The sequence below is a fragment of the Flagellimonas sp. genome, from assembly GCF_965233845.1.
Classification (GTDB): Bacteria; Bacteroidota; Bacteroidia; order Flavobacteriales; family Flavobacteriaceae; genus Flagellimonas.
The window spans coordinates 2,619,013-2,642,572 of record NZ_OZ247584.1 but is presented as its reverse complement, the minus strand read 5'-3'; the positions used below and the strand labels follow the sequence as shown (position 1 = coordinate 2,642,572).

Here is a 23,560-nt window from a genome sequence, read left to right as displayed (position 1 = left end):
CGGGTGAGAAATTACCATTTAGGGCATGTTCCAAATCTCCCAAGCTTTTTCGGCCTGAAATTCCAACATTTTCTGCCCATTGCAAATAGCTGCACCTTGGGCCTCTCCTGAAGCAAGAAATGCTGTTTTTGCAGGATTGTAGATCAAATCGAACAAAAGGTGTTTTTCCGAGATAAAAGAGTAGGGAATATCGGGTTTTTCGTTAAGGTTGGGATACGTGCCCAGTGGAGTGCAGTTTATGATTACCGAATAGTCTTCCATAATTTCCCGATCCAATTCCTCGTAGGAGAATTGCTCCTCTTTTTTACTGCGGGAAACAAACCGGTGCGCAATTTCCAATTCATCCAATACAAAACGTATCGCCTTTGATGCACCACCTGTGCCCAAAATTAGGGCTTTGGTATGATGGGCTTGTAAAAAAGGCTCCAAGGATTTCTGAAAGCCATAAAAGTCGGTGTTGAATCCTGTTAAGCCTTGTGACCCAAACTTTATCACGTTGACAGCGCCAATTGCACTGGCGGTCTCATCCATCTTTGAGAGAAAGGGAATCACTTGTTCCTTATAGGGAATGGTGACATTCATTCCTCTTAGGGTGTTTTGGGTAATCAGTGCTTCAAAGTCTGAAATCCGGGGGATATCAAAATTTTCATAGCTATGGTCATCAAATCCCAATTCTTGAAATTTCTTTGTGAAATATCCTTGGGAAAAGGAATAGCTTATATTCTTACCGAGTAGCCCGAACCTGTTTTCTTTCTTTTCTGTTTTTTCCATACCAATCCAATGCCAATAAAACCAAAATACCCAAGATTACAAATACGATGGCCCACCACGTTTCCATATCGGCCATATTGGGAAGATAACGTTCGTAGTTGAGAACCACCTTATCCCCATTGCTATCCAAAAGGGGATTTCCTTGGGCGTCCATTTTGAACATGGTGCGTTTCCAGGGCCATAATACCCCTAAAGAACCTGTGATAAATCCCAAAATAACTGCGGTGGATATTTTCTTGTAATGTTTCAGCACATAACTAAGCAAATGGGAAAAGGTGACCAATCCCGTAGCTGAGCCCAAGGTAAACACGGCCAAAATTTTTAGCGTTTGCATTCTTTTGGGATTTTGAATAAAACCAAAATCGCAACTAAACATTTCCGAAATAGTATCGTAAAGCGCATTGACAGAATCCACAAGTAGCAACACGTAATTTCCCAGTAGGATAAGAATGAACGAACCTGAAAGTCCGGGTAAGGTCATTCCAGAAACACTGATAATCCCACAGAAGAAAATGAAAATCAAATTGTCGTTTTGCGTTGCAGGGCTTAAAAAACTGATCGAAATCCCAACAATTAGCCCAATGATACCAGAAGTAACCGTGCGCTTGTTCCAATGGTCAAAATCTTTCCCTATGTAGTAAATGGAACCTAGGATCATTCCGAAAAAACCGGCCCAAACATAGAGTTCCTTTTGTTCCAAAAAGAAATCCAACACCCGGGACACACTAAAGTAACTGATAAGCATTCCAGCAATCAGAAGTAGTAAAAACTGGCCGTTTGTATAGCGGTAAAAACTTTTGAAACGTCCGTTGACCAAGAGTTTAAAAGCTTTACCGTTGACCTTTTGGAGGGAATAGATAAACTCCTCATAGAAGCCGCCCACGAACGCCACAATACCCCCTGAAACCCCTGGAACTTTATTGGCAGCCCCCATACAGAGGCCTTTTATGACCAAAAAGAAATTGTCAAGAAATGTTCTTGGCTGATGCATCTCGGATGGCGTTTATCTTATTTTTTGGAAGCTGTTCTTTCCAGGATAAAAATAAGCGAAAAACCAACAATGGCGAGGATAATGGCTGGTAATAGCTGGCTGTCACCTTCAAAGGCTGATGGCCAAACATTTACGTCGTCAACAACAACGGTTTTGTCACCAAAAGTCTTGGTCTCCAATACCTTTTTCCAAGGCCAAACCTGGTTTATGGAACCAACAATTAAACCGGTAAGCACGGCAAATGTCTGGAACTTGTACTTGCGCAACAGCCATTTTAGCACTTTGGAGAAACTAAGGAGGCCAATAACCGCCCCTGAAACAAAAACCAACAACTTTTTGACATCCACATCGGCAATGGCAGTACTTAAGGTACTGTAGGCACCCAAAAGGATCAGTATAAAAGTCCCGGAAATACCTGGCAGAATCATGGCGCATATGGCTATGGCAGCGCAAACAAAAAAGTATGCTTGGTTGTCATTCACCTCTGCGCTTGGCAATGTGGTCAAGTAATAGCCTAAGCCAATTCCCAAAATAAGAAATACAATCATTGCCAAATCCCATTTGGGAATCTGTTTGCCCAAATACCAAATACTCGCAACAATCAATCCTAGGAAAAATGACCAAATCAAGATGGGATGATATTCAAGCAGGTATTTGGCCAACTTCATAAAGGAGACATAGCTGATCAGTACCCCAGCCCCCAGTGCCAAGACAAAATTCCCATTGGCCTTGGACCAGAATTCCTTGAATTTACCTTGAAATAGGAGTTTGATCAATCCAAGATTGATGTTGCCAATGGTCTGTACAAGCTCCTCGTAAATTCCAGAGACCAGGGCAATGGTTCCACCAGAAACTCCGGGAACCGCATCAGCGGCACCCATGGCCATGCCCTTTAGTGTAATCAACACATAATCAATTAATTTGCGTGCTTTCATGAAATGACGGAATAGGGGAATGCCCTAGTTTAGGTGGATGTTTTTTTAATCTCGGAAACCAAGTTACGCAGCCAGGCCACTTTCTGGAACTCTGGGAATTCCTCTTCAAAAAGTTGTAATTTTTCAATGTCCATGTGCATGGCTTGGGCCAATTTTTCCTTGGCGTTCAGCACCTCTTTGTTTTTTAGGTAGACACCGGCCAGTTTGTAAACCAATTCGGCATTTTCGGGATAAAATTCCAAACCTTGAACCAATACTTGGATGGAAGATCCAAAATCCCCAACTTTTCTGAGTACTTCTGCCCAATTTAACCAAGTGTCCAACTCGTAGTTTCCTAAATCAACGGCTTGTTTATAAGCAAAATCAGCTTCGTCAAAATTGTTGAGCGCTAGATAGATCTTTGCACTTTTTTTCCAATAAATCGGATTTTCCCCATCAATATTAATGGCCTTGTTGATGTAATACAATGCCCGTTCGTAATTTTCCAATTTGGTGTGAAAATCCGTGATGGCCAACCAACCCTTATCCAACAGGGGGTCTTCATGTACGGTGTTATAATAGTAGTATTTGGCCAAATCGTTGTTCCCCAATTTTTCATGGCAACGCCCTATGCGCAAATAGGCATGAGAAGTTGGATCTTCAATGGAAATGGTGGTTTCGTAATTTTCAATGGCCTCATTGTACCTGCCCAACTTTTCAAGCACTTTGGCTTTTTCAAAATAGGCACCAATGAAAGAATCATCAGAAATGATGGCAAAGTCAAAGGAGGTCAAGGCCTCGTTGTACATTTCCTTGCTATAGTAGATTTTCCCCAGCTGGTGCCAAGCTACTTCACTATAGGGATTCCGCTCCAAATACTGGTTGAGAAATTGAATAGCCCCGTCAAAATCTTCCAAAAACTCATAGCAGTACACCACATTGTAAAGCGATGAATAATCCGCGTCATCAAATTCCACACATTTCATAAAGCTTCGCTTGGCCTTCTCATAATCGTCCATGAAAAGGTACTCCATACCCAGGAGGGAATGGATGTCAAAGTTTTCCTCGGTAAGGTGCAGGGCTTCCAAGAGCAGATTTACCGCTTCTTGATGATTGTCCTGTTTGGATTGAATATTGGCCCGTTGAATATAGATTTCTTCGTTATGGGCATCTATGGTCTGAAGTTCGTCCAACAAGCGTTCCGCTACCTCATACTTGTCCTCAAAAACCAATACCTCTACCCGAAGCAATTTAAGTTCCAATGAGTTGGGATGCTGCTCCAAACCTATTTGGATAGCTTTTTTTCCTAGGGATACTTTGCCGTTGTTCAAGTAATGGTGAATGATTTCCTCGAAGTCCTCTGCATCAAAAAAATACACATCATCGGTTTTGAGCATGGACTCAAATTTGGTGATGGATTTTTCTGGAAATTCGTTAGAATCTAACGCCATAGTAACGTATTTGGTTTAACTATGGACTTAAAATTAGCCCTTTGGAGCTATCAAAAAGTCCGATTTTGGGGTATGTTATCAACAAATTAGTTAACAGCAGTAGGCTTAAAAGCGTCTAAAATGCTAATGATTTGGTCGCATCCTTCAACAATTTCATCTTCCGAAATGGTGAGTGGTGGTGATATCCTGACCGCTTTGGGCTCAAAGAGCAACCAGAACAGAATCAATCTCTGTTTGGCCGCCGTCAGCACCAGATAATTAGCAATTTCCTTGTTTTTTAATACCAGGGCGAGCATTAAACCCTTTCCCCGTATTTCATTAATCAAAGGATGTACCAAACGGGACCGAAAGAGCTTTTCTTTCTGGAGCGCTTGTTCAATAAGCTGACTTTCAGTGATTTCCTTTAAGGTTGCCAAGCTGGCAGCTGCTATGACTGGGTTTCCGCCAAAAGTGGTGATATGCCCCAATTTTGGACTCTCTTGAAGGGAATCCATGACCTTTTTGGAGGAAACAAAGGCGCCTACAGGGAGACCAGATGCCATTCCCTTACCAATGACCAAAATATCTGGAACACAATCAAAATGTTCAAAAGCGAAGAGTTTTCCCGTTCTTCCGAATCCTGGTTGGATCTCGTCCAGAATCAGCAAGGTACCAACTTCATTACACCGCTTCCGAACCTTGGACAAATAGTCGTTTTGAGGCATGATGAAGCCTGCTCCTCCTTGAATGGTTTCCAAAACTACCGCAGCGGTTTTTTTGGTGATTTTTTCCAAATCCTTGGGCTCGTTGAACTGGATAAAGGAAACATCTGGAATCAGGGGTCTAAATGCACTTTTTCGTTCTTCGTAACCCATCAAGCTCAAACTGCCCATGGTATTGCCGTGATAGGCTTTATTGGCTGAAATAATCTGGGTTCTTCCCGTAAACCTTCGTGCCAACTTAATGGCACCCTCCATGGCTTCGGTTCCCGAATTTACCAGATAGGTGGTTTCCAAATTTTTGGGTAGAAGGGAAGCTAAAAGTTTGGTATAATCTACGGCTGGCTGTTGCATAAATTCGCCATAAACCATGACGTGCATGTATTTTTCCGTCTGGTTTTTTATTGCGTCCACCACCTTGGGATGGCAATGCCCCAAACTGCAAGCTGAAACTCCCGCCACAAAATCCAAATGAGCCAAACCTTCCTGGTCATAGATATAACTGCCTTTGGCATGCGAAACCTGCAATCCTAACGGATGGGGAGTGGTCTGCGCTTGATATTTCAAAAAGTCTTCTTTCACCTTATTCCAATGGTCAATTAACAGTAAGCAATTAGCAATTGACAATGAGCAATGTTTAATTACTGTTGGGGACTTTGGTCTTTTTGGGCTTGGTTGCGGCAGCATTGGGTTTTTGGTCCGTGTCCAAAGGTAGGTTACCGCTTCGTTCCTGTTCCTCGGTATCAATGTCCACGGGATTGTCAATACCCCTTATTTTAACCAATTCAATGTTATTGTCGTCTTCGTCAAAAATGTCATCTTTGGAAAGAATGCGTTCATCGCCCCGCCAAACAAAACCTTTTAATTTTCTACTTTCCTCGGGTAGATCCTTCTCTGGAAAAATATCCCCATCAGGGTTTACAAAAAAGGTAATATCCTCAATGTCGCTGTTGGCCATGAGCAATCTAATTTTGCTACAGATGGTCTTGTCAATTCCGATGAGTTCATCGTCGTCATTGTACATATAGTAGATGACCTCGGTATTTTGTATCAAGTCGATGATTTTGAGTTCATTTTCAATGAACTTGCCAAAGAGGTTTTTGCCCTTTGCCTGATTGTACCCTTTTTTTCCTATGGTGTCCGCGGAAATGATAAAGGCATTTTCAAGCACCTTTAGTGAATCCAGTTTCTCCGTTTCCAAATCAGAAATTAGGTGGATACTGTCCCCCGTAATTTGGTTTTCCAGGTTCCAAAGAATGGGATTGGTAATCAACTGGGTAATGCCTGTTTTTTCCTCGGAATGGATGGAATCGCATTTTCCGCTTAAATCCGTTTTGTAAAATTTGGCGTTTCTAAAGGCACGAACAATGCGGGACTCTGGCTTGCCGGTTACCATGAGGGTATCACCATGGATATACAATGAGTCTTGCTGAACCAAATTAATGGCCACTGCCCGCTTGGTGGCAAAGACAGAATCTTTTTCTTTGAAAACTTCGGCATAATGGGCTTTTATAACCCCGTTGTTCACCGTATCCGTAACTTTAATGTTGTTTGTGGCGGAAGCAAAGGAGCTTATTTTGTCAAAATAGACACTATCACCTTCAATGATACGGTTGTTGTAATCTATTCTTGTGTTTTTTACACCGTATCCCCGCTCAATAGTGGTGTCGTAAAATCCCCGCTCACAGTAGATTTTATATTCTTCACCAACAATAGTTGACGGGCCGTACATATAGGCATTTTTTGAGAGGCGGTAGTAATCCAGTTGTTCGGAATCAATAATGTATTCTGGATTGTCTATGTGTACATTTTTACGGAACTGCACCTTCTTGAGTTTCATGAAGTAATTTCCGATGATACTGGTGAGCACATTTACCGAATCCACCACCTTGCCTCCAGAGCGATAGTAGGAGAGCTGGTTTTCCCTATCAAAATATAGTGTGTCAGTGGTCAAGGTCATTTTACCATCGGTAAGATCCACATTTTGCCAGGCCTTTGCGAGTTTGGTATTGCCATCATAGTCCATTTTTCCACTGTTCATTTCAATGGAGTCGCCTTGTTGTAAACGGATATTTCCTATGGCTTTTAAACGGTTTTCCTGGTTGTAAAAAATGGCTACATCACACCAAAGGTCCGCACCTTGGTGCTCAAACTGTACCTGTCTTTCGTCATCCTTGCTAAAAATGGATGCTCCAGGGAAATTTTCCTCGTCCTTGGTGAAATTGGCTCCGTAAACAATATTGATCTGCCTTCCTTCGGCCTGTTCAGGTTGCTCCTGACCCAAAACAGGGAATGCCATCAGGATCAAAATGAAAAAAACTAGTTGCCTCAATACCACAAATTTTGTCCAAAAGTAGGCTTTTTGGGAAAAGTAGGGGGCAGGATTTAGAAAGCTTTGGGATAATTTTCCAATGTTTGTTTTTTAGTTGTTCCCAACATATATTCATTTCAGAACTTTCTCCAGTATATAATCATCCATGACAAAACCATTGCCAATATCTTGGACAATGGAATCAATATTGACAAAACCTATTTTTTTATAGGCTGCAATGGAATTGCTATTGTACCTGTTCACGGTCAATCGTATTTTACTTTTTCCCAATTTCTTGGCTTGATGCTCTATGAATTCAATCGCCTTTCGACCAATACCCTTCCCTCGTTCCGAACTCAAAACATATAATTTACTTAAGAATAGGGAGCTATCTTTTGGGTTGAAGGAAAAGTAGCCCACTGGAGTATTTTCATGCTGCAATAGATAGTAATGATAACCCTCTTTTACTTGGTCTTCCATAGCTTGGGCTGACTGGAATTTATCCAGCATGTAACTGACTTGCTCTTCCCCAATTATTGGGGTATAATGTTCAGTCCAGATGATATGGGCCAAACGGGCAATGGCATTGAAATCTTTTTTTGATGCAGCGGGAAGTATGGTAGTCATATTCTTGAAAGCTTGACAAGTTTATGGCAATGTATCAAACATGGTTTTTACAATCAAATAAAGGACTTTGTTTTATTTTGATTTAGTTGGTTTTTTACCGCCACCTCCGCCCAAATAGGGATAGTCGTCAAAGCCATCAAAATTGGGGTTTTTAGCCCTTGGATCATTAAGGGAAGTCAATTTTTCTTGAAGTTTCAACCTCATTTGCTTTAAAACGTCGGCATATTCTGTTTTAGCAGCAATATTGTTGACCTGATCGGGATCATTCTTCAAATCATAGAGTTCTTCTTCCGGCCTTTTGGCAAAACAAAGCTCGTAGGCCTTTCGGTGTGCTTCATCCTTGTTCTTGTTTTCAATAATGTAATCTTTGGTGGGGCCGCCATCACAATCTGCATACCATTGGTTGGGTAAGTTGGTGTTTCCCAATTCTCCGGTTCCCGCAGGCCACCAATCTTTCTGATAATTGCGAATGTATAGGAAGCTGTCACTTCTGTACCCCCGAGAGGGATAACCGGCCATATTGGGTTTTTCTTGGGCTGGTACATGTCTTTCCCGACCAAAGACAATATCAGTCCGGTTGGAAACATCAATGGTTCCGGACTTTGTGGACTTCAGAAGATCCACAAAGCTTTTGCCCGTCATTTCCTTGGGAATATCCACACCGGTAATTTCAAGCAGGGTGGGGGCTATGTCTGCGAAGGAAACAAAATCGTCAACCCATCTATTGGCTTTGATTTCATTCCCCCAGCGAACTGCAAAGGGAACACGGACCCCTGAATCGTAAAGATTGCCCTTGCATCGCGGGAACGGCATTCCGTGGTCGCCAGTCATAATGATAATGGTATTTTCCAACAGACCTTGTTCTTCCAGTTGGGATATGACAGAACCTACCAGGCTATCCCATCGCTGAACCTCAAAATAGTAGTCGGCCACATCGTTGCGGACCACATCCGATTTGGGATAATGCTCAAAGAGATGAACTTTTGAAACATCAATACCACTTTCCTTCCCTGAACCTTTTTTATAGTCTCTGTGGGGGTCAGAAGTGCCCAACCAAAAGAAGAATGGGGTTTCTTTTGAGGTGGTTTTCAGAAAGTCCCCGAAGGTTTCGTAAGCCTGGTTGGCTGGATGGGATTTGTGGTGGGAAATCCATTCCTCCAGATTTCCGGGACCCCAAGTTTTCGCCTTGGTTCGCCCAGTGGTGTATCCATTGTTTGCCAATAGGTGTATAAAACTTTGGTGTTCAGCTGGCAATGTGCTCCAAAGATTTGCCCCTGGTCCAAGTTCCCAATGATACTTTCCGGTTATGAAAGCATTTCTACTTGGGGTACAGGAAGGACTGGTGACATAGGCATTGTTGAAAAGAATTCCCTCTTTCGCGATTCGGTCGAAACTCGGTGTTTTAACCGCTGTATCACCATAGGCTCCCGCATGAGGCCATCCCCAATCGTCGGCAAGGCAAAATACAATATTGGGACGTTGACTTTGTTTCTCTTGACTTTGCGAAAGATTTGGAACAAAACAAAGTACCATGATCCATAGCAGTGGTGTAACCCATATTCTTCTAAAGTTTTTCATATGAATGCCTTTTCAAGGGATTGGCCGACCTATTGCCAGGTTTTGAATCTCGGATATCCCTGGTTCATTGTACGAGTTTGTATTTTTCTGGAAGTCTTGCTTCCAAGACTTTTTTCAATTCTTCCACCATTTCTGGATTTTCCAGGGCTCTATTTTGGGATTCGGCAGCTTTGGAATTATGATCATACAGTTCGGTAAAACCATCATTATGGAGAATTAAGCGGTGGGTGTTGGTCCTGAGTGTCATGGCATTGTTGGTATATGCAAAAGCAGGGTGCCCTGGAATCTTGGAATCCTCCAAAATAGGTTTTAAGGAGATTCCTTGTACAAATGAGGGTGTTTCAACGCCAGTTAATTCACAAAGTGTGGGAAAAATATCGATGGTCTCTACGATGGCTTTGGTATTGGTATTGGCGTTTTCCATTCCTGGATAATGAACGATCAAAGGGGCACGTAGCGATTCTTCAAACAGGCTGTGTTTTCCCCAGATGGCATGTTCGCCCAAATGCCAACCGTGATCTCCCCAAAGCACCACAACGGTATTCTTGTCCGCTCCGGTTCGTTTTAATTCTCGCAATACTTTACCGATTTGGGCATCCACGTAGCTGATACAAGCCGCATAGTGTTTTCGTACTTCCTCGGCAAAGGTTTCATCCTTGTTTGGATCTTTATCCCAGCGATTGTACTTCATGAATTCACCGGAACTGTGCCATGTAGTTTTTCCCACTGGTTTATGCGAATGTTCCGGCCGTGGTAGTTTGATACTGTCATAAAGCTCCAAATAAGATTTTGGTGCTCCAAAAGGGAGGTGGGGCTTAAGAAATCCGACAGCAAGAAAAAATGGCTTTTCATTTGAACTGGAGAGTTGTTGTAATTGTTTCAAAGCTTCATTGGCAATGGCACCATCGGGATAGATATCATCATTGCCCTCTCCACTTTGAAATACATCCATCTCCGCTGTATTTTTTCGGATTTCCCCATAGGCCAAGCCATGCATGGCACCTCTGGGATGCATCCATTCCGAGGCGGGCATCAAATGTTTATCCCATGCATTGGGCATTTCCACCTGGGAAGAATCGTTCCAGTCTTTTCCGCCCCTACCACCGGGATGATGGGAAACTTTGCCAACTGAAACCGTTGTGTAGCCGTTGGTTCTGAACCATTCTGGCATGCTGGGAGCAACACTTTTATTGTCCTTTGCCCAGTTTTCGGCTCGATGGAAAAGCGCATAGTTATCTGCTCTTCCGTATTGACCGGTTAAGAGGGTGTATCGTGATGGCCCGCAACTTGGAGCGTTGACATAATGCCTGTAAAAGGACATTCCGCTTTGCGCCAATTGATCCATGTTGGGAGAAATGATATGGTCCGCCCCAAAACTTTTCAGGTCAGGTCGAAGATCATCAACACAAATCAAAAGGATGTTCGGTTTTTTTGGGTGCTGTTGTTTGTTGCTGCAATTATTCAACAAAAAAGTACCAAGAGCGGCCCAAACCAATAGTTTCAATTTTCTCATGGTCTCATAATGTTTTACATACCCGTAGGAATCTTCAACTAGCTCAAAAGTACCCCATTTCCACAGTCATTGGCTTTGTCTAAGCAAGAACTTCCATGATATCCTTTTGGAATGTTAGGACCCCTTTTTCAATTTTTCCCGTTAAAGTATCTAAATGGTTGAAGTTAGGGTTTTTGACCAAAACATACTCAATTATTGAACTGTGGGCATTTTTGGAAATGGGGTATTTATTCCAATTGCTACTTTGAAACTGCTCCCAAAATTTCTTTTGGATTTGCTTGTTTTGACCTACCAACCAAATTTCAAATTGCATTTTTTCATGATTAAACACCACGCCAATTTTTAACTTTTTACTTTTCAAGCTTTTGGGGGTAAGGGGAAAATAGCTCATATCCATATACCCTTGGTAGAAGTTCCCCACTATAAACTTAGTGTCCTGCTGGTTTATAAAATGGGTTCTTAGTCCCATTAGAAAGTCCATTAATGCTTTATACCCTTTGGCAACATTGCCCAATTTACTTTGTACGGCGTATTCCTTAATGTGTTCCCCTACTAAATTGTCCATGTGTTTCTGTTCTTGGGTGTTTTACAATAGTTACTTTTCAACGATTCTTTAGTTTGATAATAATTGTTCTTCATCCTATCTTAAAAATGGCCCAAAACAGCCCTTTTTGAAAGGTGTAGCCATTAAAATAGGATATAGGGTTAGTCCAAAATTATTGGCTTTGAATTGGACTGTACCCTAAAGCTGTTAGAGTTGTTTCTTTATCTTGCATGGATTCCCAAACGCCAAAACATTATCTGGAACGTTTTTGGTCACCACACTCCCTGCACCAATGGTCACGTTGTTGCCAATGGTCACGCCGGGAAAAATTACTGTATTACCTCCAATCCAAACGTTGTCCCCAATGGTCACAGGTTCAGTAGAAGTAAGGTAACGTGATGATTGTCCTTCACCTACAATGCGATCCGAAGCTTTTAAGGGATGATTAGCGGTATAGATTTGAACGTAGGGTGCTATCAATCCGTTTTTACCAATGGCAATTTTATTATTGTCCAAAAACATGCAGTTGGTGTTCACAAAAGTATTCTCCCCAATGGAAATATTTTCCCCATAATCGCAAAAAAATGGTGACTCTATCCAAACGCCTTTTCCTTTATATCCAAATAACTCATCTAAAATTTGCTCTCTTTCTTCTATCCGTTCCGAATCTAGGTTATTGTATTGTTTCAAGAGCTTTCGCGCCCTGTGGTGCATTTGGATCAATTCCAAATCCCTGGAATTGTAGTAATCACCAGCCAGCATTTTCTCTTTTTCGGTCATGGAATAGTTGTTATGTTGGCTTAGGCAATATCATCTGTCTGTAGCTCCACTACTATAGGCAGGTGCAAACCATTGCGGAGAAAAAATCACCTAACTTTTTCACAGCAATATACCTTTTTAAATGCAAAAACGGCTCGGATTTGAACCCGAACCGTTAGGATTTTTTTCCTAGTTATAGAAGTATTTTGCCGGACTTAGTTTGGAGAATGTAGTCCCATTTTATTGCCTTCTGAGTCAATAAACAAGGCAAAAAACCCCATCTCATCCGCATGTGGTGTTTTGGGAACCATGATTTGCCCCCCGTTTTCCTCAACCTTATCAAGAATGGTTTGAAGGTTATCGCCCCCGTTGAGGTAGATCGTTGTTCCATCCGCTGATGGTTGAAACCCTTCTCCTTTGGTAATTACCCCAGTGACCAGTTGTTCTTCATAGGGCAAAATGCCCATTTCCATGTCCGGCATCTCGAATTTTTCAATTTTTAAATCTAAAATATGCTCATAAAAATTGATGGCTCTGGTAATGTCTGTGGCTGGAATCTCAAAAATTGAAACATAACTTTTCATATGGTTTGCATTTTGGTTTTGGGTTGCATCTGTTTGTTGTTTTTCCAATTCTGGTTTGGTTTTTCCGTTACAAGCGGCAATGACCAACGCCAATAGTGCCATGGAGAGCTTAATACTAGTTTTTTTCATGTTATGCGATACATTTGTCCGGACTAAACTAAATCGTCAGTAAAAGCGGAAATTGTAAAAATGCGACAGCTGGATTTATTTGTAGAAAAGGGTGGAAAGGGCCATGTTCTCGTTCCCCAAGAATTCCGAAGGATTAGTTCCCGTGAATTCTTTAAAATCCTTGATAAAGTGGGCTTGGTCAAAGTAGGCATTTTCGTAAGCAATGGTGGTTAATTTGTCTTTTTCCTTGTTCAATAACATCTTAAGGGCACTTTGCAATCGGATTACCTTACCCAGTTGTTTGGGAGAGATACCTACTTGTTTAGCAAATTTCCTTTCCAATTGCCTTCGTTTGGATAAATCGCCTTTTAGGATTTTGCGTATGGAAGGACTTCCCTTTGATTCCAAAAGAACATCTATGGTTGTTCTGACGATTTGATCTATGGTGGATGGATTGCTAAGTTTCTTTAACAGAAACGCTTCAATAATGGCTATCCTTTGTTGGGTGTTTGTGGCCTGAACCATTTTTTGTTCCAGTTCCCTGGCAGGTTTTAGACCAAAAAGATTTTCCTGTGGGGTTTCCTTGTCTACCAAACTTTTAAGGGGAGTATTGACAAAGTTTGCAAAACCATAGGGGTAGAAGCAGATGGCAAAAGTGTCAACATCACCGACCGGTTCAATGTAATATGACTTGGTTCTTTGCCCCATAACCATGGCGCAGGGGTGTAGGACAAATTCGCTATCGGAAATGTACCGTTTGATGGGATCCCCAAAATTGAAGGTCATTTCAACAAAGCCATCAGGAATAATCTTTTGCTTTGGGTTATTGGCGTCAAAGGGGACCTCCAGGGTCCAATAAAAGTTGATCAAGGCCGCCAATTCAGGGCGTGGTTGATAGGTCTGATAATTCATTGATCCGTTTGTATTTCCTAGTATTTGGTTTTAAAATCGGCAGCCAAAATGGCGTAATGAAAATTATCGGACCAGCCTTGTTTTAAGGGTAAAACCTGTCGCTTTCTACCCTCCCTGGTCATTCCCACTTTTTCCAATACGCGTATGCTGCCCTGGTTCTCAACGGCACATCCGGCCTCAATACGATGCAAATGGAGTTCGTTAAAACCAAATTCCAATAGTTTGTGCAACGATTCCGTGGCATAACCCTGCTTCCAGAAATTGGAATGAAGTTTATACCATACTTCGGCAATTCTAAACTTCGGAGGGCCTAAGTTCATGGCAATCAAACCTATGAATTTTCCGTTTGCGGCTGATTCTATTTTTAGCGTGAAATGTCTGCTTTCCCCATTGTTGTTTTTTGCAATCCAATCGTTGACAATTTGCTCAGTTTCTTCTATGTTTTTGGGAATTCCAAGGGTGTTGAACTGGTCTGTTTCAGGCAGGGAATGCAATTCGTGGATTTTCTCTAGATCCAGTAGGGAAATAGGGGATATCAATAATCTTTCGGTTTCAAGTTTAATTTTCACAAGATGTCTTTAAGGGAATTTTCAAGCTATCATATTGCATTACAGAATCATCGAATTCCATAGATAAAAGGCAAAAACCACTACTAGCGCGATATAGGCATAGATGGCCGAGGTGTTGAACAAAGCTCCCTCATTTCCCGCTGCTAGATATACAGATTTTAGCACCTTTTTATACTGGTACCATTTGAGTTGCGGTTGCCAACGTACTTGATTGATATAATAAACAGGCAGCATGATCATGCCTAGTAGGATGACAGGAAGAAAAAGCAAACCCAACATCGTCAAACCTAACATGAAAATAGCCACCAACTTGCTTACTAGGCTTTTATAATGAACCACCTCGCCGTTTACCCTTTTGGCATTTTTAGCCCTTACATAGATACTGCTCACTATAATGGAAAGGGTCTGTGCATCGATGACCCAGTTTGGGATTTTTATAGCCCCCAAAACCCATTGGATGGGTTGATACAATAACTGAAAAATGGGATGCACCAAATCTCTGTAAAAGTTCAGGATTTCGGAAGGGCTTAGCGCCAGTTTGAAGTCAAATCCGATTTGCATTAGGCTAGCTATGGAAGAGGCAGATAGTGCAATCCCCAAAATACTCCAAATCTTACCGGCCAAATTGCTCATGCTCTAAGATAAGGTAATTGTGTTACAAAGGATTTTAGATTGTGGCGAAATCAACAAAACTGGGTTTGAATGGCCATTGCTTGCAGCATCTTCAATTTTGTACATGGGTTACTTTGTAAAGTCGTCTACTTCCTTGAAAATTTCTACGGAAATCCGCTCACCTAAATCATGCATGGACTGCATTTGGGTTGGCTTGCTATCGTTCCAAAACTGTTGCCAATCCTCAAGCGAATCCCATTTGGCGATGGTTTTTATTTGGCTGTCATCAGCTTCTCCTTGAAGCATGAAACTACCTTGCGCCCCTTTGACTTCCTCATGAATTTTGTTTGTGGTTCTTTTCCAGGTTTTTATAAATGCTTCCAAGTTTTCCGGTGCTACTTTCCAGCTATAAATGATTCGTATCATATCTAATCTTTTGAATGGGTGATTGGAATCCGTAAAGGTAATTTTGTTATTTGTTACCTTCGTTTTCAAAACCGTATATAGTGGTTTGCATACCTGCAATTTTCCATTTCCCATCCACTTTTTCCATGAGCCTGGCTTCCCGCTTCAGTCCACGTAAGGAGTCCTGCTGCTCATATATGACCCAAGCTCCCGTGCCATACAGGCGTACATCAATTTGATCCAATAATTTAGGAATAGGTTCCGGTTCAGGATGTTCTTCTATAAAAGTTTTGACAAATTGGCTTATTTCATCCCATCCAACAGACTCAGAAAAGGTATTTTCTGCAAAATCAAGGTAGGTTTTGGTAATATTGTTATCATGAATCCAAAAGGTTGTCCATGTTGGGTAATCCCGTTGAAACGCCGCTTTGGTTTCGTTGTTCAAGGTGGTTAGAATGGCTTGTTTTTCCTGCTCCAATTCAGTAGTCAAACTTGATTTATCTTCAGTTTTGGGTGCTGCGGTCTCTTTACAAGCTATTGCGGTTAGGAAAAGAAGCAAAGTAATTCTGGGTAACATTTTAAACATTAAATTACATTTTTTTGAGAGTGGAACCCTTAATTATAAGAAGTCACGGGTGAGGACTACTTAACAACTCTTTACAAGCTACAATATACTCTAATTTAGTCAAGAAACGGTTTAGGTAAGCCCTTAAACCGCTCTTGTCATAGCTATAATCATTTTACTGTCAGTTTAAGATTTTAGGTTGTGGCGGAGCAGCTATCCCGTTCTATGGAAACTTTCTTTTTGAATGCCAGACAAGTTTAAAATTTAAACAATAGTAGCTACCAGCAAAAGGAGTCCATGCATGATTAATTGTACCGCTATTTTATATCATTGGTATTTTTTGATCACTTTTTCCACCCGTTTTCTTTTGGATTCTTTCTCTAAATCGTTGAGTCTTGACGTTAATGTTTTTACAAACAGCCCTTTGTTTTTGTCATTAATTATGGGGATTGCCCTTTCGGCATACATGGGAAGCTGGTTTGGAGCACTTTTTAAAAGGTGTTCCAACAGCAACGGAAAGGTGTTTTCCGCATAGTTTTCAAGAGCGCATAATTTTATCAAAATACCTACAGCATGGTCTTTGGTAATCACAGAACCCTTGTCCGATGCTTCTAAAATTGCAGGTAAATGGTTGTAGATTTCTTTCGGTTTTTCACTCGTTATGGTGCCCAGTGCCGTCATTGCTCCCCACTGTAGTCGATTGTTTTTACTTTTTAAATGCAAAACAAATTCGTCAATGTAATTGGCAATAAGCTTTGGATCTTGGTTGCCAATTTCGTAAAGTACTTTTATGCAATCGTTTTGGATGGCTTTTGTATTGGACAAATGGGCAACCAGTTCTTTTACGGCCTTCTTGTCTTGGGCAAGTACAATTTCTTTGGCCAGTTCCTGATTTGGGACTTCATCCCTTCGGTTAAGGGAGGAGGCCAACTTATTTATGACCTTTGAGTTGTTTTCCATATTTCTGGTTGGGTTTTTCAGATATCATTTCGCAGCCCTGACAATGTTTAAAAACCTGCTTAGGCAAAGCCAATTTTGCAGGTTTTATTCCGCTTACCACGTTATTTTCGCTATGATTTTACCCGGCCTTTGTTTGCGGAACGAATTGCAATCACGACTGGTGGCAGCATTTTATTTAAACAAATTTCAAATTATACTTTCCGCAAATAGCGGTAACTTTTTCCATATTAGGTGGTCCGGGGGGCAATTCTGCCAATTCCGCAAACATACCCTCCAAGCCAGCGGGAAAAATGCTCAACATTGCCCGAGCTTTTTCTTCACCAACAACTCTCCAAGAATGGGGAACTCCTTTGGGACAGAAAATCAAGTCGCCTTCCTGTAAAGTGGTAGTTTTATCACCAACGCTCATTTCTACTTGACCCGACAATACGTGAAAAACTTCATCCTCATTTTCATGAACATGTGGTGGAATACCCACTCCTGGTTCATTGTTCTGCTCAATTAAAGTGTACTGTCCATTGGTGTCTTCACCTGTCAACTTAATGTTTTGATTATCCCCCAGAACGTTCAATTTGTTACCCTCAGTCTTCGTAACGATTTTGGGTTTTTGTAAGTCTTGAACTTCAGGCTTTGCGGACTCATTCACAGTCTCCTTTGTTGATTCCGTTTTACAAGCATTGATCATGGGTATAAGGGATAATGCCCCAATTCCGATTGCTGACGTTTTTAGAAAATGATTGCGTTCCATAATATTGAGTTTTTATTGGTTAGTCTTTATGGTTGCCGACGGTCTCGTGTATGAGCAGTAGCGGATTTATATGCACTAAATTTTCAGAAAGCAAAATACTTAATTAAACACAAAAACGGTTCAAGTTTGGACTTAAACCGCTATTGCTTATACACAATGTTGTGCATAGTGCTTTATTCTTCGGGCTTTGTATAGGTCACAATATCAATGCCAATTCCGTTTGGGTCTTTTATTGCAAAATGTCTGTCGCCCCAGGGTTCGTCACGGATTTCAATTTCAATTGGAACACCTTTGTTTTTGAGTTGTTGGTATACTTCATCCACCTCTTCAACTTCGATGGTTAAATAAACACCTTTTCCATTGAATGCCGATTGGAAAATCGGTTTTTGGCTTGGGTGATCGGGTTGTAAAAAACTGATTTCCCCAGAATGGTTGGGTGTGTGAAGCAATAGATAAAATTCGTTTTCAAAACGTATTCCAAAGTCCAAAATTTCTGTGTAGAAGTTCTTGGTTTCCTGCAATTTTTCGGTAATTATTCCTGCGTTAAGTTTCATCTTGTTTGTTGTTTGTGCATGGGTCCAACCAACTGTCAGAACAAATGCTGTTACTACTAATGCTTTCATTGTCAAAGATTTTGTTGCTACAAATCTAGATGGCCAGGAAACCGGGGCATTGTAAAAATCGGACAAACTTATCTGAAGGCCTCTGAAGGTGTTACTCCGTAAAATGTTTTGAAGTTTTTGATGAAATGGGCCTGGTCAAAAAATCCAACATCAAAGTACAGTTTATTTTCCTTTAGGCTTTGTGCTGAAGGTTTTGCATTTAAAATATGCTGAAAGCGCACAACATTGCTAAACGATTTGGCCGTTGTTCCTATATAAAAGTTGAAAATTCTGCGAAGTTGTCTTGGGCTTAAACCGGTATCAAGATCTTTCTCGGTGTCCAGATATCCATTTTTTTGAAAAATCAGGTTCAGGGCATCCAAAAAACGGTGGTCGTAATAAACAGCTTGTTTTTTTAAACACCCATTAATTTTTTCATTGAGCTTTTTTATGATGGTTTCGAATGAATCCACAGCTTTGATTTCGGAATTGATCCACTCGGAAAAATTGGGCAGGACATTGTTGAGTTCTTGGGATTGATTGCTTAAAGTTTTGGCGTTCACGGCGAACAGGTGCGGAAAAGCGGCAGGCAAAAATCGAATACCGATATAATCAAATTCTTTTCCAATTGCGAACTGTACATACTTTTGGGAAAATCCCATCACAAAATTTTCCGTCGGTCGTTTGTGGTTAAAAAAAATGTCTATACAACCATCCGAAACAACACGGTAGTTGTAATCTTGCTTTAGCGGACGTTGCGTTTTAAGTTGCCAAAAGCAGTACACAAAATTCTCAATTTCCTTATTCGGTCGGATTTCTTGATAACTCGGTTGGTTATCCTTGGCCGAAACTGCAGGTTGAATTGGTTTGTAATATGCTCTTATGGTTTTCAGTTCGCTCACTGGTTTTTTTTCGTATGATGCACAATTGCTTAGCCTAAATGGAGTGCCACACTTTTACGGGCCATGAACTTTTTTAGGCCATGTTGTGTGCAGGTTTCATTTCAATTTATCGGTCATTTTTCCAAGATTGACTTTTTCGGCTCTTGTGAGTTTAATTTCCCTTACAAATTGCATGTCTCCCCACAAAGTAGCGTTCCCTTTGAGTCCTTTTGTAACCTTCATTCTTCTATTCAGTCGTTTAATTTCTTTTTCAGTTGCTTCCCTTTTTTCACCAAGTTTGCCATAAAGTTTGATCGCAGGATAATCGGAAAACTTGTTTTTAAACAATGCTTTTATCCAAAACATTCTTCCGCTATTTACTCCCAACAGACATACATTAGGGTTCTTTCTTGCATGCTTTGGTAGTTTAGACGGAAATTTTTCGAAATAAAACCCTGTTTGATTATCGTTCAAAAACAAGGAACCTATTGGAGTGACAGTGGGGTTGTTTTCAGAATCAACCGATGCAATTGAAATATGAAAATTCGAGGAAAAACTCTTGTTAAAATGATTTCTTATCACTTTCCAATTCTCCTTTATATCCATTGATTCTGGTACTTTATTAATTTCCAATGAGCAACAACACTCCAATGACCAAAAGAACGATCCAACCAGGATGTTTCCCTTTAGTTCCGATCAGAACCAATAGTGAACCCAAAAGCATGGTACAAATCATTGATTGAACCACCATTTGGATAAATTTTGGGTTCAGGTCATTTTGGGTTAATGAGATTTTTACAAGTATTATCCCTATGCACCAACCAAAAAACGATGCCAAGTGCCAAGTTGCCCAGATTATTCTTAAATGTCTTTCTTTCAATCCGGGAATTTTTTTTGAAGGGACTATACTTCCTTTATTCCTTTTGCTTTTAAAAATCAGAAATTCACCAAGAATTGAGTGAATCAGTCCCAATACAAAACACAAGATTCCTGCAATTAAAAAATATACATTCATTTCAATTCTTGCTGTTTTGTTTTTTTGTTTGCATATAACGTTTAGTATATGAAAAGTAGGCGATTTATAAACACGAAACTTTTGGATGAATATAAAGTTTGATACGAAACAAAAGCCTTGATTTTATTACTCTTTCGCCTATTTTTTATACATATTGTTCTACGCAGTTTTTATTCTGCATAGTTGTTAATTATTTCAATTCCTTTTTCAAGGGTTTCATCTTTTTGTATTGTCGTTTGTTTCACATAATTGGTAGGAACGTACTTTTCTCTTGGAGTTCCATTCAAGTGAAATAGTTTAGCTGTTGAAAGGCGGTAACCAAATTTTTGATTTATAAAGGAAAATCCGTTCATTTCGCCAGCTAATCTTTCCATTTCTGTACCTACGGTTTCGGCTCTTTCCATTCCTTCAAATCCGATTGCAAGTCCTTCGCCCATACTTCCAGTCCAACGACCAACCAAAATAACAACTGGCTTCTTATATTGGCTTTCTCTAGGACTTACATACTCAACCCAACTTCTTTCGACTTTCGTACTTCCGTCATATTGCTCGATTGTCCAATGTTTTTGATATGGTTTTTGTTCTTTGATAAATCTACTTAAAATGCCACGAGCAACATATGAGTTGCCACCATCCACGGTATTTCTCAAATCTATTATCAGTCCTTTTGTGTTTCGCAACTGGTTGAGAGATTTATCAAACTCACTAATTAGTGCATTATTCCCTAATGAATTGTTTATTTTAATAATTCCAATTTCGTTTTTTGTCATTGTGTTTAAAAGTCCGTCATCTTTCTTGATTTTAACTTTATCCAAATCAAATTCGATAGTTTTATTATCGGACAATTTTAGGCTCAAAACTCTTGGTTCATTATAACGACCTGCCAAAATTTTGTTCGCAATCCATTCTCGAACTATTTTGGATTTTTTGTCATTACAATGCGTTGGAAATTGCTCAATTGCTTTGTCGAAAGTCAATCCATTGATTTTTTGGACTTCTGCTCCAATTAGATTTTGGTCAATATATTGGATTTGAGTTTGCCAAATATTTGAGATTACTGCTTTTCCGTTCTCAATTTTAATGTAGATTGGCGAATACAAACGAAATGATGAGTTACGGTTTGTATTTAAAATCAAATGACTATCGTAAAACTCATCTAATAAATACTCAAAAAAAAGTACTGTTTCTTCTTCTGTATTTAGCTTTTCGATTTGGCTTTCATAATGTTCTCGGATACAATCCAAATCCACATTTTTCTCATCGAGATAAATATAGTTTTGGGAAATATCTGTCAAAATCTCGTTCAAATCTTCCTTGATTTTTGTTCTGTCGATTTGATTTTCTTGGGATTGCACACAAGAGAAATTCAGTATAATCATTAAAATTAAAATCAGGTTTTTCATTGAAGTACGATGTTTTTTAAATGTGTGGTAACGTTCTGGTATATGGCAAGTAGGAGACAAGATACAGATAAAGTATCAAGTTCGCACTGAGGCAAAACGTTGAATTTTGTTTTTATCTTATTCACTTTAAAACCAAATCAACGATTTGGCGGTTTTGGTAATTTACACTGAACTTTCGTAAATCACCTAACGCCCTATTTGCTATATACCGTGTTGTATGTCGGTTTTTTGCTTCTCAAGATTTTGTCTCGAGTAAATCTATCATTTTTAATGCAACTCCCGATGCAGATGCGGGATTCTGTCCCGTTACAATATTTCCATCATTTACAACATATGATTCAAAAGGAAAAGTATGTGAAAAAACAGCTCCTTGTTTTATTAGCTCTTCCTCTAACATAAATGGAATGATATCTCCCAGTATATGATTATCCATACGCTCTTCTTCTTTTGTAAAAGAGTTGATTTTTTTACCTTTTAGTAAATTGTCGCCATTTGTCAATTTAACATTGAGCAATGCTGTTGGACCGTGACAAACGGCACCAATAACCTTATTATTTTCGTATGCCTCTTTAATCATCTCTTTAACCAATGGATTATCTACCATATCGGTCATCAGTCCTAAACCTCCTGGAAAGAAAATTGCATCATATGCATCCATATCTACATTATTTAATCTATGACTAAAATTTAGTCGTTTAAATCCATTACTTTTTAAGAAATCTTTGCTTGCTTTTTTCTCGGAATCATATCCTACATACGGTGGTTCCCCTCCCTTGATACTGGCAAAATCAATTGCATATCCGTGATTAACAAATTCATAGTATGGGTCTGCAATTTCTGAAAACTCGTAACCTGCTTTATGTTGTCCAGCACCTGTTTTGTTGGTGCTTGTTACAATAAATAATATATGTTTCATTTTACATGTTTTTTTATTAAACAACCCTGACTATAATTTGCCAGGGCTATTTTCTTTGAATAATGGGTGATGTTTATCCTTTGGCAATTTCTACCCCTAATTCTTCATTTGTCATTGCTACACCGTCCATGTTCCATGTGCCATCAACGGTATGAAGAGCATTGGTCCATATATTTTTTCTGGGAAGCTTCCCATCAGAATGTCTATGTATTATTTCAGTAGCTTCAGCAAAAAAACCTTTTTGAACTTCTCTGCTGGCAAGACCAAAACCAGGTACTTTAATCTCAACCCAGGCGCCAGATACGGGATCACCACCAGAAAAAGTTTCTCTTTTTGGTTGAATATGCAATTGAGCTGTTGCATTGGGTGTCATCACCTTATTTCCACCCAAACCATGATGCTCTAAAAATGCATTAGTAATTTCTTTTACCACTTTTCCTTCTTTTTCTCTGGGGATTACACCCTCTGTTAATGTTACTGTAATTGGCATAATTAAATAATTTTAAATCGAGAGCTTCGTTGCCCTTCAACAGTGTAAAGATTGCTAGAAGCTAAAATTTAAAAGTTGTCATATGACAATGCTTTTGAGGATTTCGAGGTAGCGCTTTTGCTAATAAGCAAACCGATGACAATGGTTATTCCACCTATAAAGTGATTGTTGTATAAATTCTCATTGAAAAATATGGCAAGCAATGCTGTGAGGTATAACATTCATATATGCCAGCTTTATCGGCACCTATCATTTGTACTCCTTTTTGTCACAGAAAATAAGCCAAAGCCGTACCTAAACAACCAATACCAGGTGCTACCACCTACAAGTTTGGTGTGCGAGATGTGATCAAATCCATACCACTTGCTGGCAACAAAACAGAGCACCCTACCAAACAGCATAGACTTGTTAAAAGTGTAAAATTTAGATTCGAAATTGCGCTACTATTTTTTTACCCAAACATGATGCAATGCAAAAAATACATTGGCTATCAATATGAGGATATCCCCATTATTAAAACGAACGTTATAAAGATTGGTCATGTTCCCTTTTAAGATAAGATAGGTCAATTCCAAGAAGGAGATGATAATGCCTATTATTTGGATTTTACTTATGGTGGTCCTTAATATTTTG

General features: G+C 39.9%; 25 protein-coding genes. All 25 read right to left on the bottom strand.

What is annotated here, in order from left to right; genetic code table 11:
* Window positions 1–18: 18 nt before the first annotated feature.
* The 25 genes from ACO6S0_RS11620 to ACO6S0_RS11500 all read right to left on the bottom strand — a co-directional run bounded on the left by ACO6S0_RS11620 (window position 19) and on the right by ACO6S0_RS11500 (window position 22,927).
* Window positions 19–771, bottom strand: coding sequence for a shikimate dehydrogenase family protein (locus ACO6S0_RS11620; RefSeq protein ID WP_422348545.1), 753 nt, complete (start codon window positions 769–771; stop codon window positions 19–21).
* A complete protein-coding gene (locus tag ACO6S0_RS11615) occupies window positions 725–1,762 on the bottom strand; it encodes a DUF368 domain-containing protein (RefSeq protein WP_422348544.1) in 1,038 nt (345 codons plus the stop codon). Before ACO6S0_RS11615 ends, ACO6S0_RS11620 begins: the two co-directional genes overlap by 47 nt.
* Window positions 1,763–1,779: 17 nt before the next feature.
* Window positions 1,780–2,697: a DUF368 domain-containing protein gene (locus ACO6S0_RS11610; RefSeq protein WP_422348543.1), complete on the bottom strand. Its 918-nt coding sequence runs from the start codon at window positions 2,695–2,697 to the stop codon at window positions 1,780–1,782.
* Window positions 2,698–2,726: 29 nt separating this feature from the next.
* On the bottom strand, window positions 2,727–4,127 hold the full coding sequence (locus tag ACO6S0_RS11605) for a tetratricopeptide repeat protein (protein WP_422348542.1): 1,401 nt from the start codon (window positions 4,125–4,127) through the stop codon (window positions 2,727–2,729).
* Between the two features lie 86 nt (window positions 4,128–4,213).
* Window positions 4,214–5,407 carry an aspartate aminotransferase family protein gene (locus ACO6S0_RS11600; RefSeq protein WP_422351822.1) on the bottom strand — a complete coding sequence of 398 codons (1,194 nt, stop codon included), beginning with the start codon at window positions 5,405–5,407 and terminating at the stop codon, window positions 4,214–4,216.
* Window positions 5,408–5,462: 55 nt separating this feature from the next.
* The gene (locus ACO6S0_RS11595) at window positions 5,463–7,124 is read right to left on the bottom strand and encodes an OstA-like protein (RefSeq protein ID WP_422351821.1); all 1,662 of its coding nucleotides are present in this window, start codon (window positions 7,122–7,124) and stop codon (window positions 5,463–5,465) included.
* Window positions 7,125–7,268: 144 nt separating this feature from the next.
* A complete protein-coding gene (locus tag ACO6S0_RS11590; protein WP_422348541.1) occupies window positions 7,269–7,763 on the bottom strand; it encodes a GNAT family N-acetyltransferase in 495 nt (164 codons plus the stop codon).
* 72 nt (window positions 7,764–7,835) lie between these two features.
* The gene (locus ACO6S0_RS11585; protein ID WP_422348540.1) at window positions 7,836–9,341 is read right to left on the bottom strand and encodes a sulfatase; all 1,506 of its coding nucleotides are present in this window, start codon (window positions 9,339–9,341) and stop codon (window positions 7,836–7,838) included.
* A gap of 64 nt (window positions 9,342–9,405) precedes the next feature.
* Entirely contained in the window at window positions 9,406–10,854 is a 1,449-nt protein-coding gene (locus tag ACO6S0_RS11580; RefSeq protein WP_422348539.1) for a sulfatase, read from the bottom strand.
* A 79-nt stretch (window positions 10,855–10,933) separates the two neighbouring features.
* Window positions 10,934–11,419 (bottom strand): DUF7000 family protein, encoded by a 486-nt coding sequence (locus tag ACO6S0_RS11575; RefSeq protein WP_422348538.1) that lies wholly within the window; start codon window positions 11,417–11,419, stop codon window positions 10,934–10,936.
* 186 nt (window positions 11,420–11,605) lie between these two features.
* Entirely contained in the window at window positions 11,606–12,178 is a 573-nt protein-coding gene (locus tag ACO6S0_RS11570) for a sugar O-acetyltransferase (RefSeq protein WP_422348537.1), read from the bottom strand.
* 194 nt (window positions 12,179–12,372) lie between these two features.
* Complete coding sequence (locus ACO6S0_RS11565) at window positions 12,373–12,870, bottom strand: VOC family protein (protein ID WP_422348536.1); 498 nt, start codon at window positions 12,868–12,870, stop codon at window positions 12,373–12,375.
* 75 nt (window positions 12,871–12,945) lie between these two features.
* Window positions 12,946–13,761: an AraC family transcriptional regulator gene (locus ACO6S0_RS11560; protein WP_422348535.1), complete on the bottom strand. Its 816-nt coding sequence runs from the start codon at window positions 13,759–13,761 to the stop codon at window positions 12,946–12,948.
* A gap of 17 nt (window positions 13,762–13,778) precedes the next feature.
* Entirely contained in the window at window positions 13,779–14,330 is a 552-nt protein-coding gene (locus tag ACO6S0_RS11555) for a GNAT family N-acetyltransferase (protein ID WP_422348534.1), read from the bottom strand.
* A gap of 39 nt (window positions 14,331–14,369) precedes the next feature.
* Window positions 14,370–14,963 (bottom strand): hypothetical protein, encoded by a 594-nt coding sequence (locus ACO6S0_RS11550; protein ID WP_422348533.1) that lies wholly within the window; start codon window positions 14,961–14,963, stop codon window positions 14,370–14,372.
* 108 nt (window positions 14,964–15,071) lie between these two features.
* Entirely contained in the window at window positions 15,072–15,368 is a 297-nt protein-coding gene (locus ACO6S0_RS11545; protein WP_422348532.1) for an antibiotic biosynthesis monooxygenase family protein, read from the bottom strand.
* Between the two features lie 46 nt (window positions 15,369–15,414).
* Entirely contained in the window at window positions 15,415–15,933 is a 519-nt protein-coding gene (locus tag ACO6S0_RS11540) for a hypothetical protein (protein WP_422348531.1), read from the bottom strand.
* Window positions 15,934–16,239: 306 nt separating this feature from the next.
* Entirely contained in the window at window positions 16,240–16,872 is a 633-nt protein-coding gene (locus tag ACO6S0_RS11535; RefSeq protein ID WP_422348530.1) for a hypothetical protein, read from the bottom strand.
* 175 nt (window positions 16,873–17,047) lie between these two features.
* Window positions 17,048–17,620, bottom strand: a complete 573-nt coding sequence (locus ACO6S0_RS11530; RefSeq protein WP_422348529.1) for a cupin domain-containing protein — start codon at window positions 17,618–17,620, stop codon at window positions 17,048–17,050.
* A gap of 173 nt (window positions 17,621–17,793) precedes the next feature.
* The gene (locus ACO6S0_RS11525) at window positions 17,794–18,174 is read right to left on the bottom strand and encodes a VOC family protein (RefSeq protein WP_422351820.1); all 381 of its coding nucleotides are present in this window, start codon (window positions 18,172–18,174) and stop codon (window positions 17,794–17,796) included.
* A gap of 137 nt (window positions 18,175–18,311) precedes the next feature.
* On the bottom strand, window positions 18,312–19,124 hold the full coding sequence (locus ACO6S0_RS11520) for an AraC family transcriptional regulator (RefSeq protein WP_422348528.1): 813 nt from the start codon (window positions 19,122–19,124) through the stop codon (window positions 18,312–18,314).
* Window positions 19,125–19,220: 96 nt separating this feature from the next.
* Complete coding sequence (locus tag ACO6S0_RS11515) at window positions 19,221–19,709, bottom strand: pyridoxamine 5'-phosphate oxidase family protein (protein WP_422348527.1); 489 nt, start codon at window positions 19,707–19,709, stop codon at window positions 19,221–19,223.
* 579 nt (window positions 19,710–20,288) lie between these two features.
* The gene (locus tag ACO6S0_RS11510; RefSeq protein WP_422348526.1) at window positions 20,289–21,521 is read right to left on the bottom strand and encodes a S41 family peptidase; all 1,233 of its coding nucleotides are present in this window, start codon (window positions 21,519–21,521) and stop codon (window positions 20,289–20,291) included.
* A 235-nt stretch (window positions 21,522–21,756) separates the two neighbouring features.
* On the bottom strand, window positions 21,757–22,437 hold the full coding sequence (locus ACO6S0_RS11505; protein ID WP_422348525.1) for a type 1 glutamine amidotransferase domain-containing protein: 681 nt from the start codon (window positions 22,435–22,437) through the stop codon (window positions 21,757–21,759).
* A gap of 73 nt (window positions 22,438–22,510) precedes the next feature.
* Window positions 22,511–22,927, bottom strand: a complete 417-nt coding sequence (locus ACO6S0_RS11500; protein ID WP_422348524.1) for a hypothetical protein — start codon at window positions 22,925–22,927, stop codon at window positions 22,511–22,513.
* Window positions 22,928–23,560: the final 633 nt, after the last annotated feature.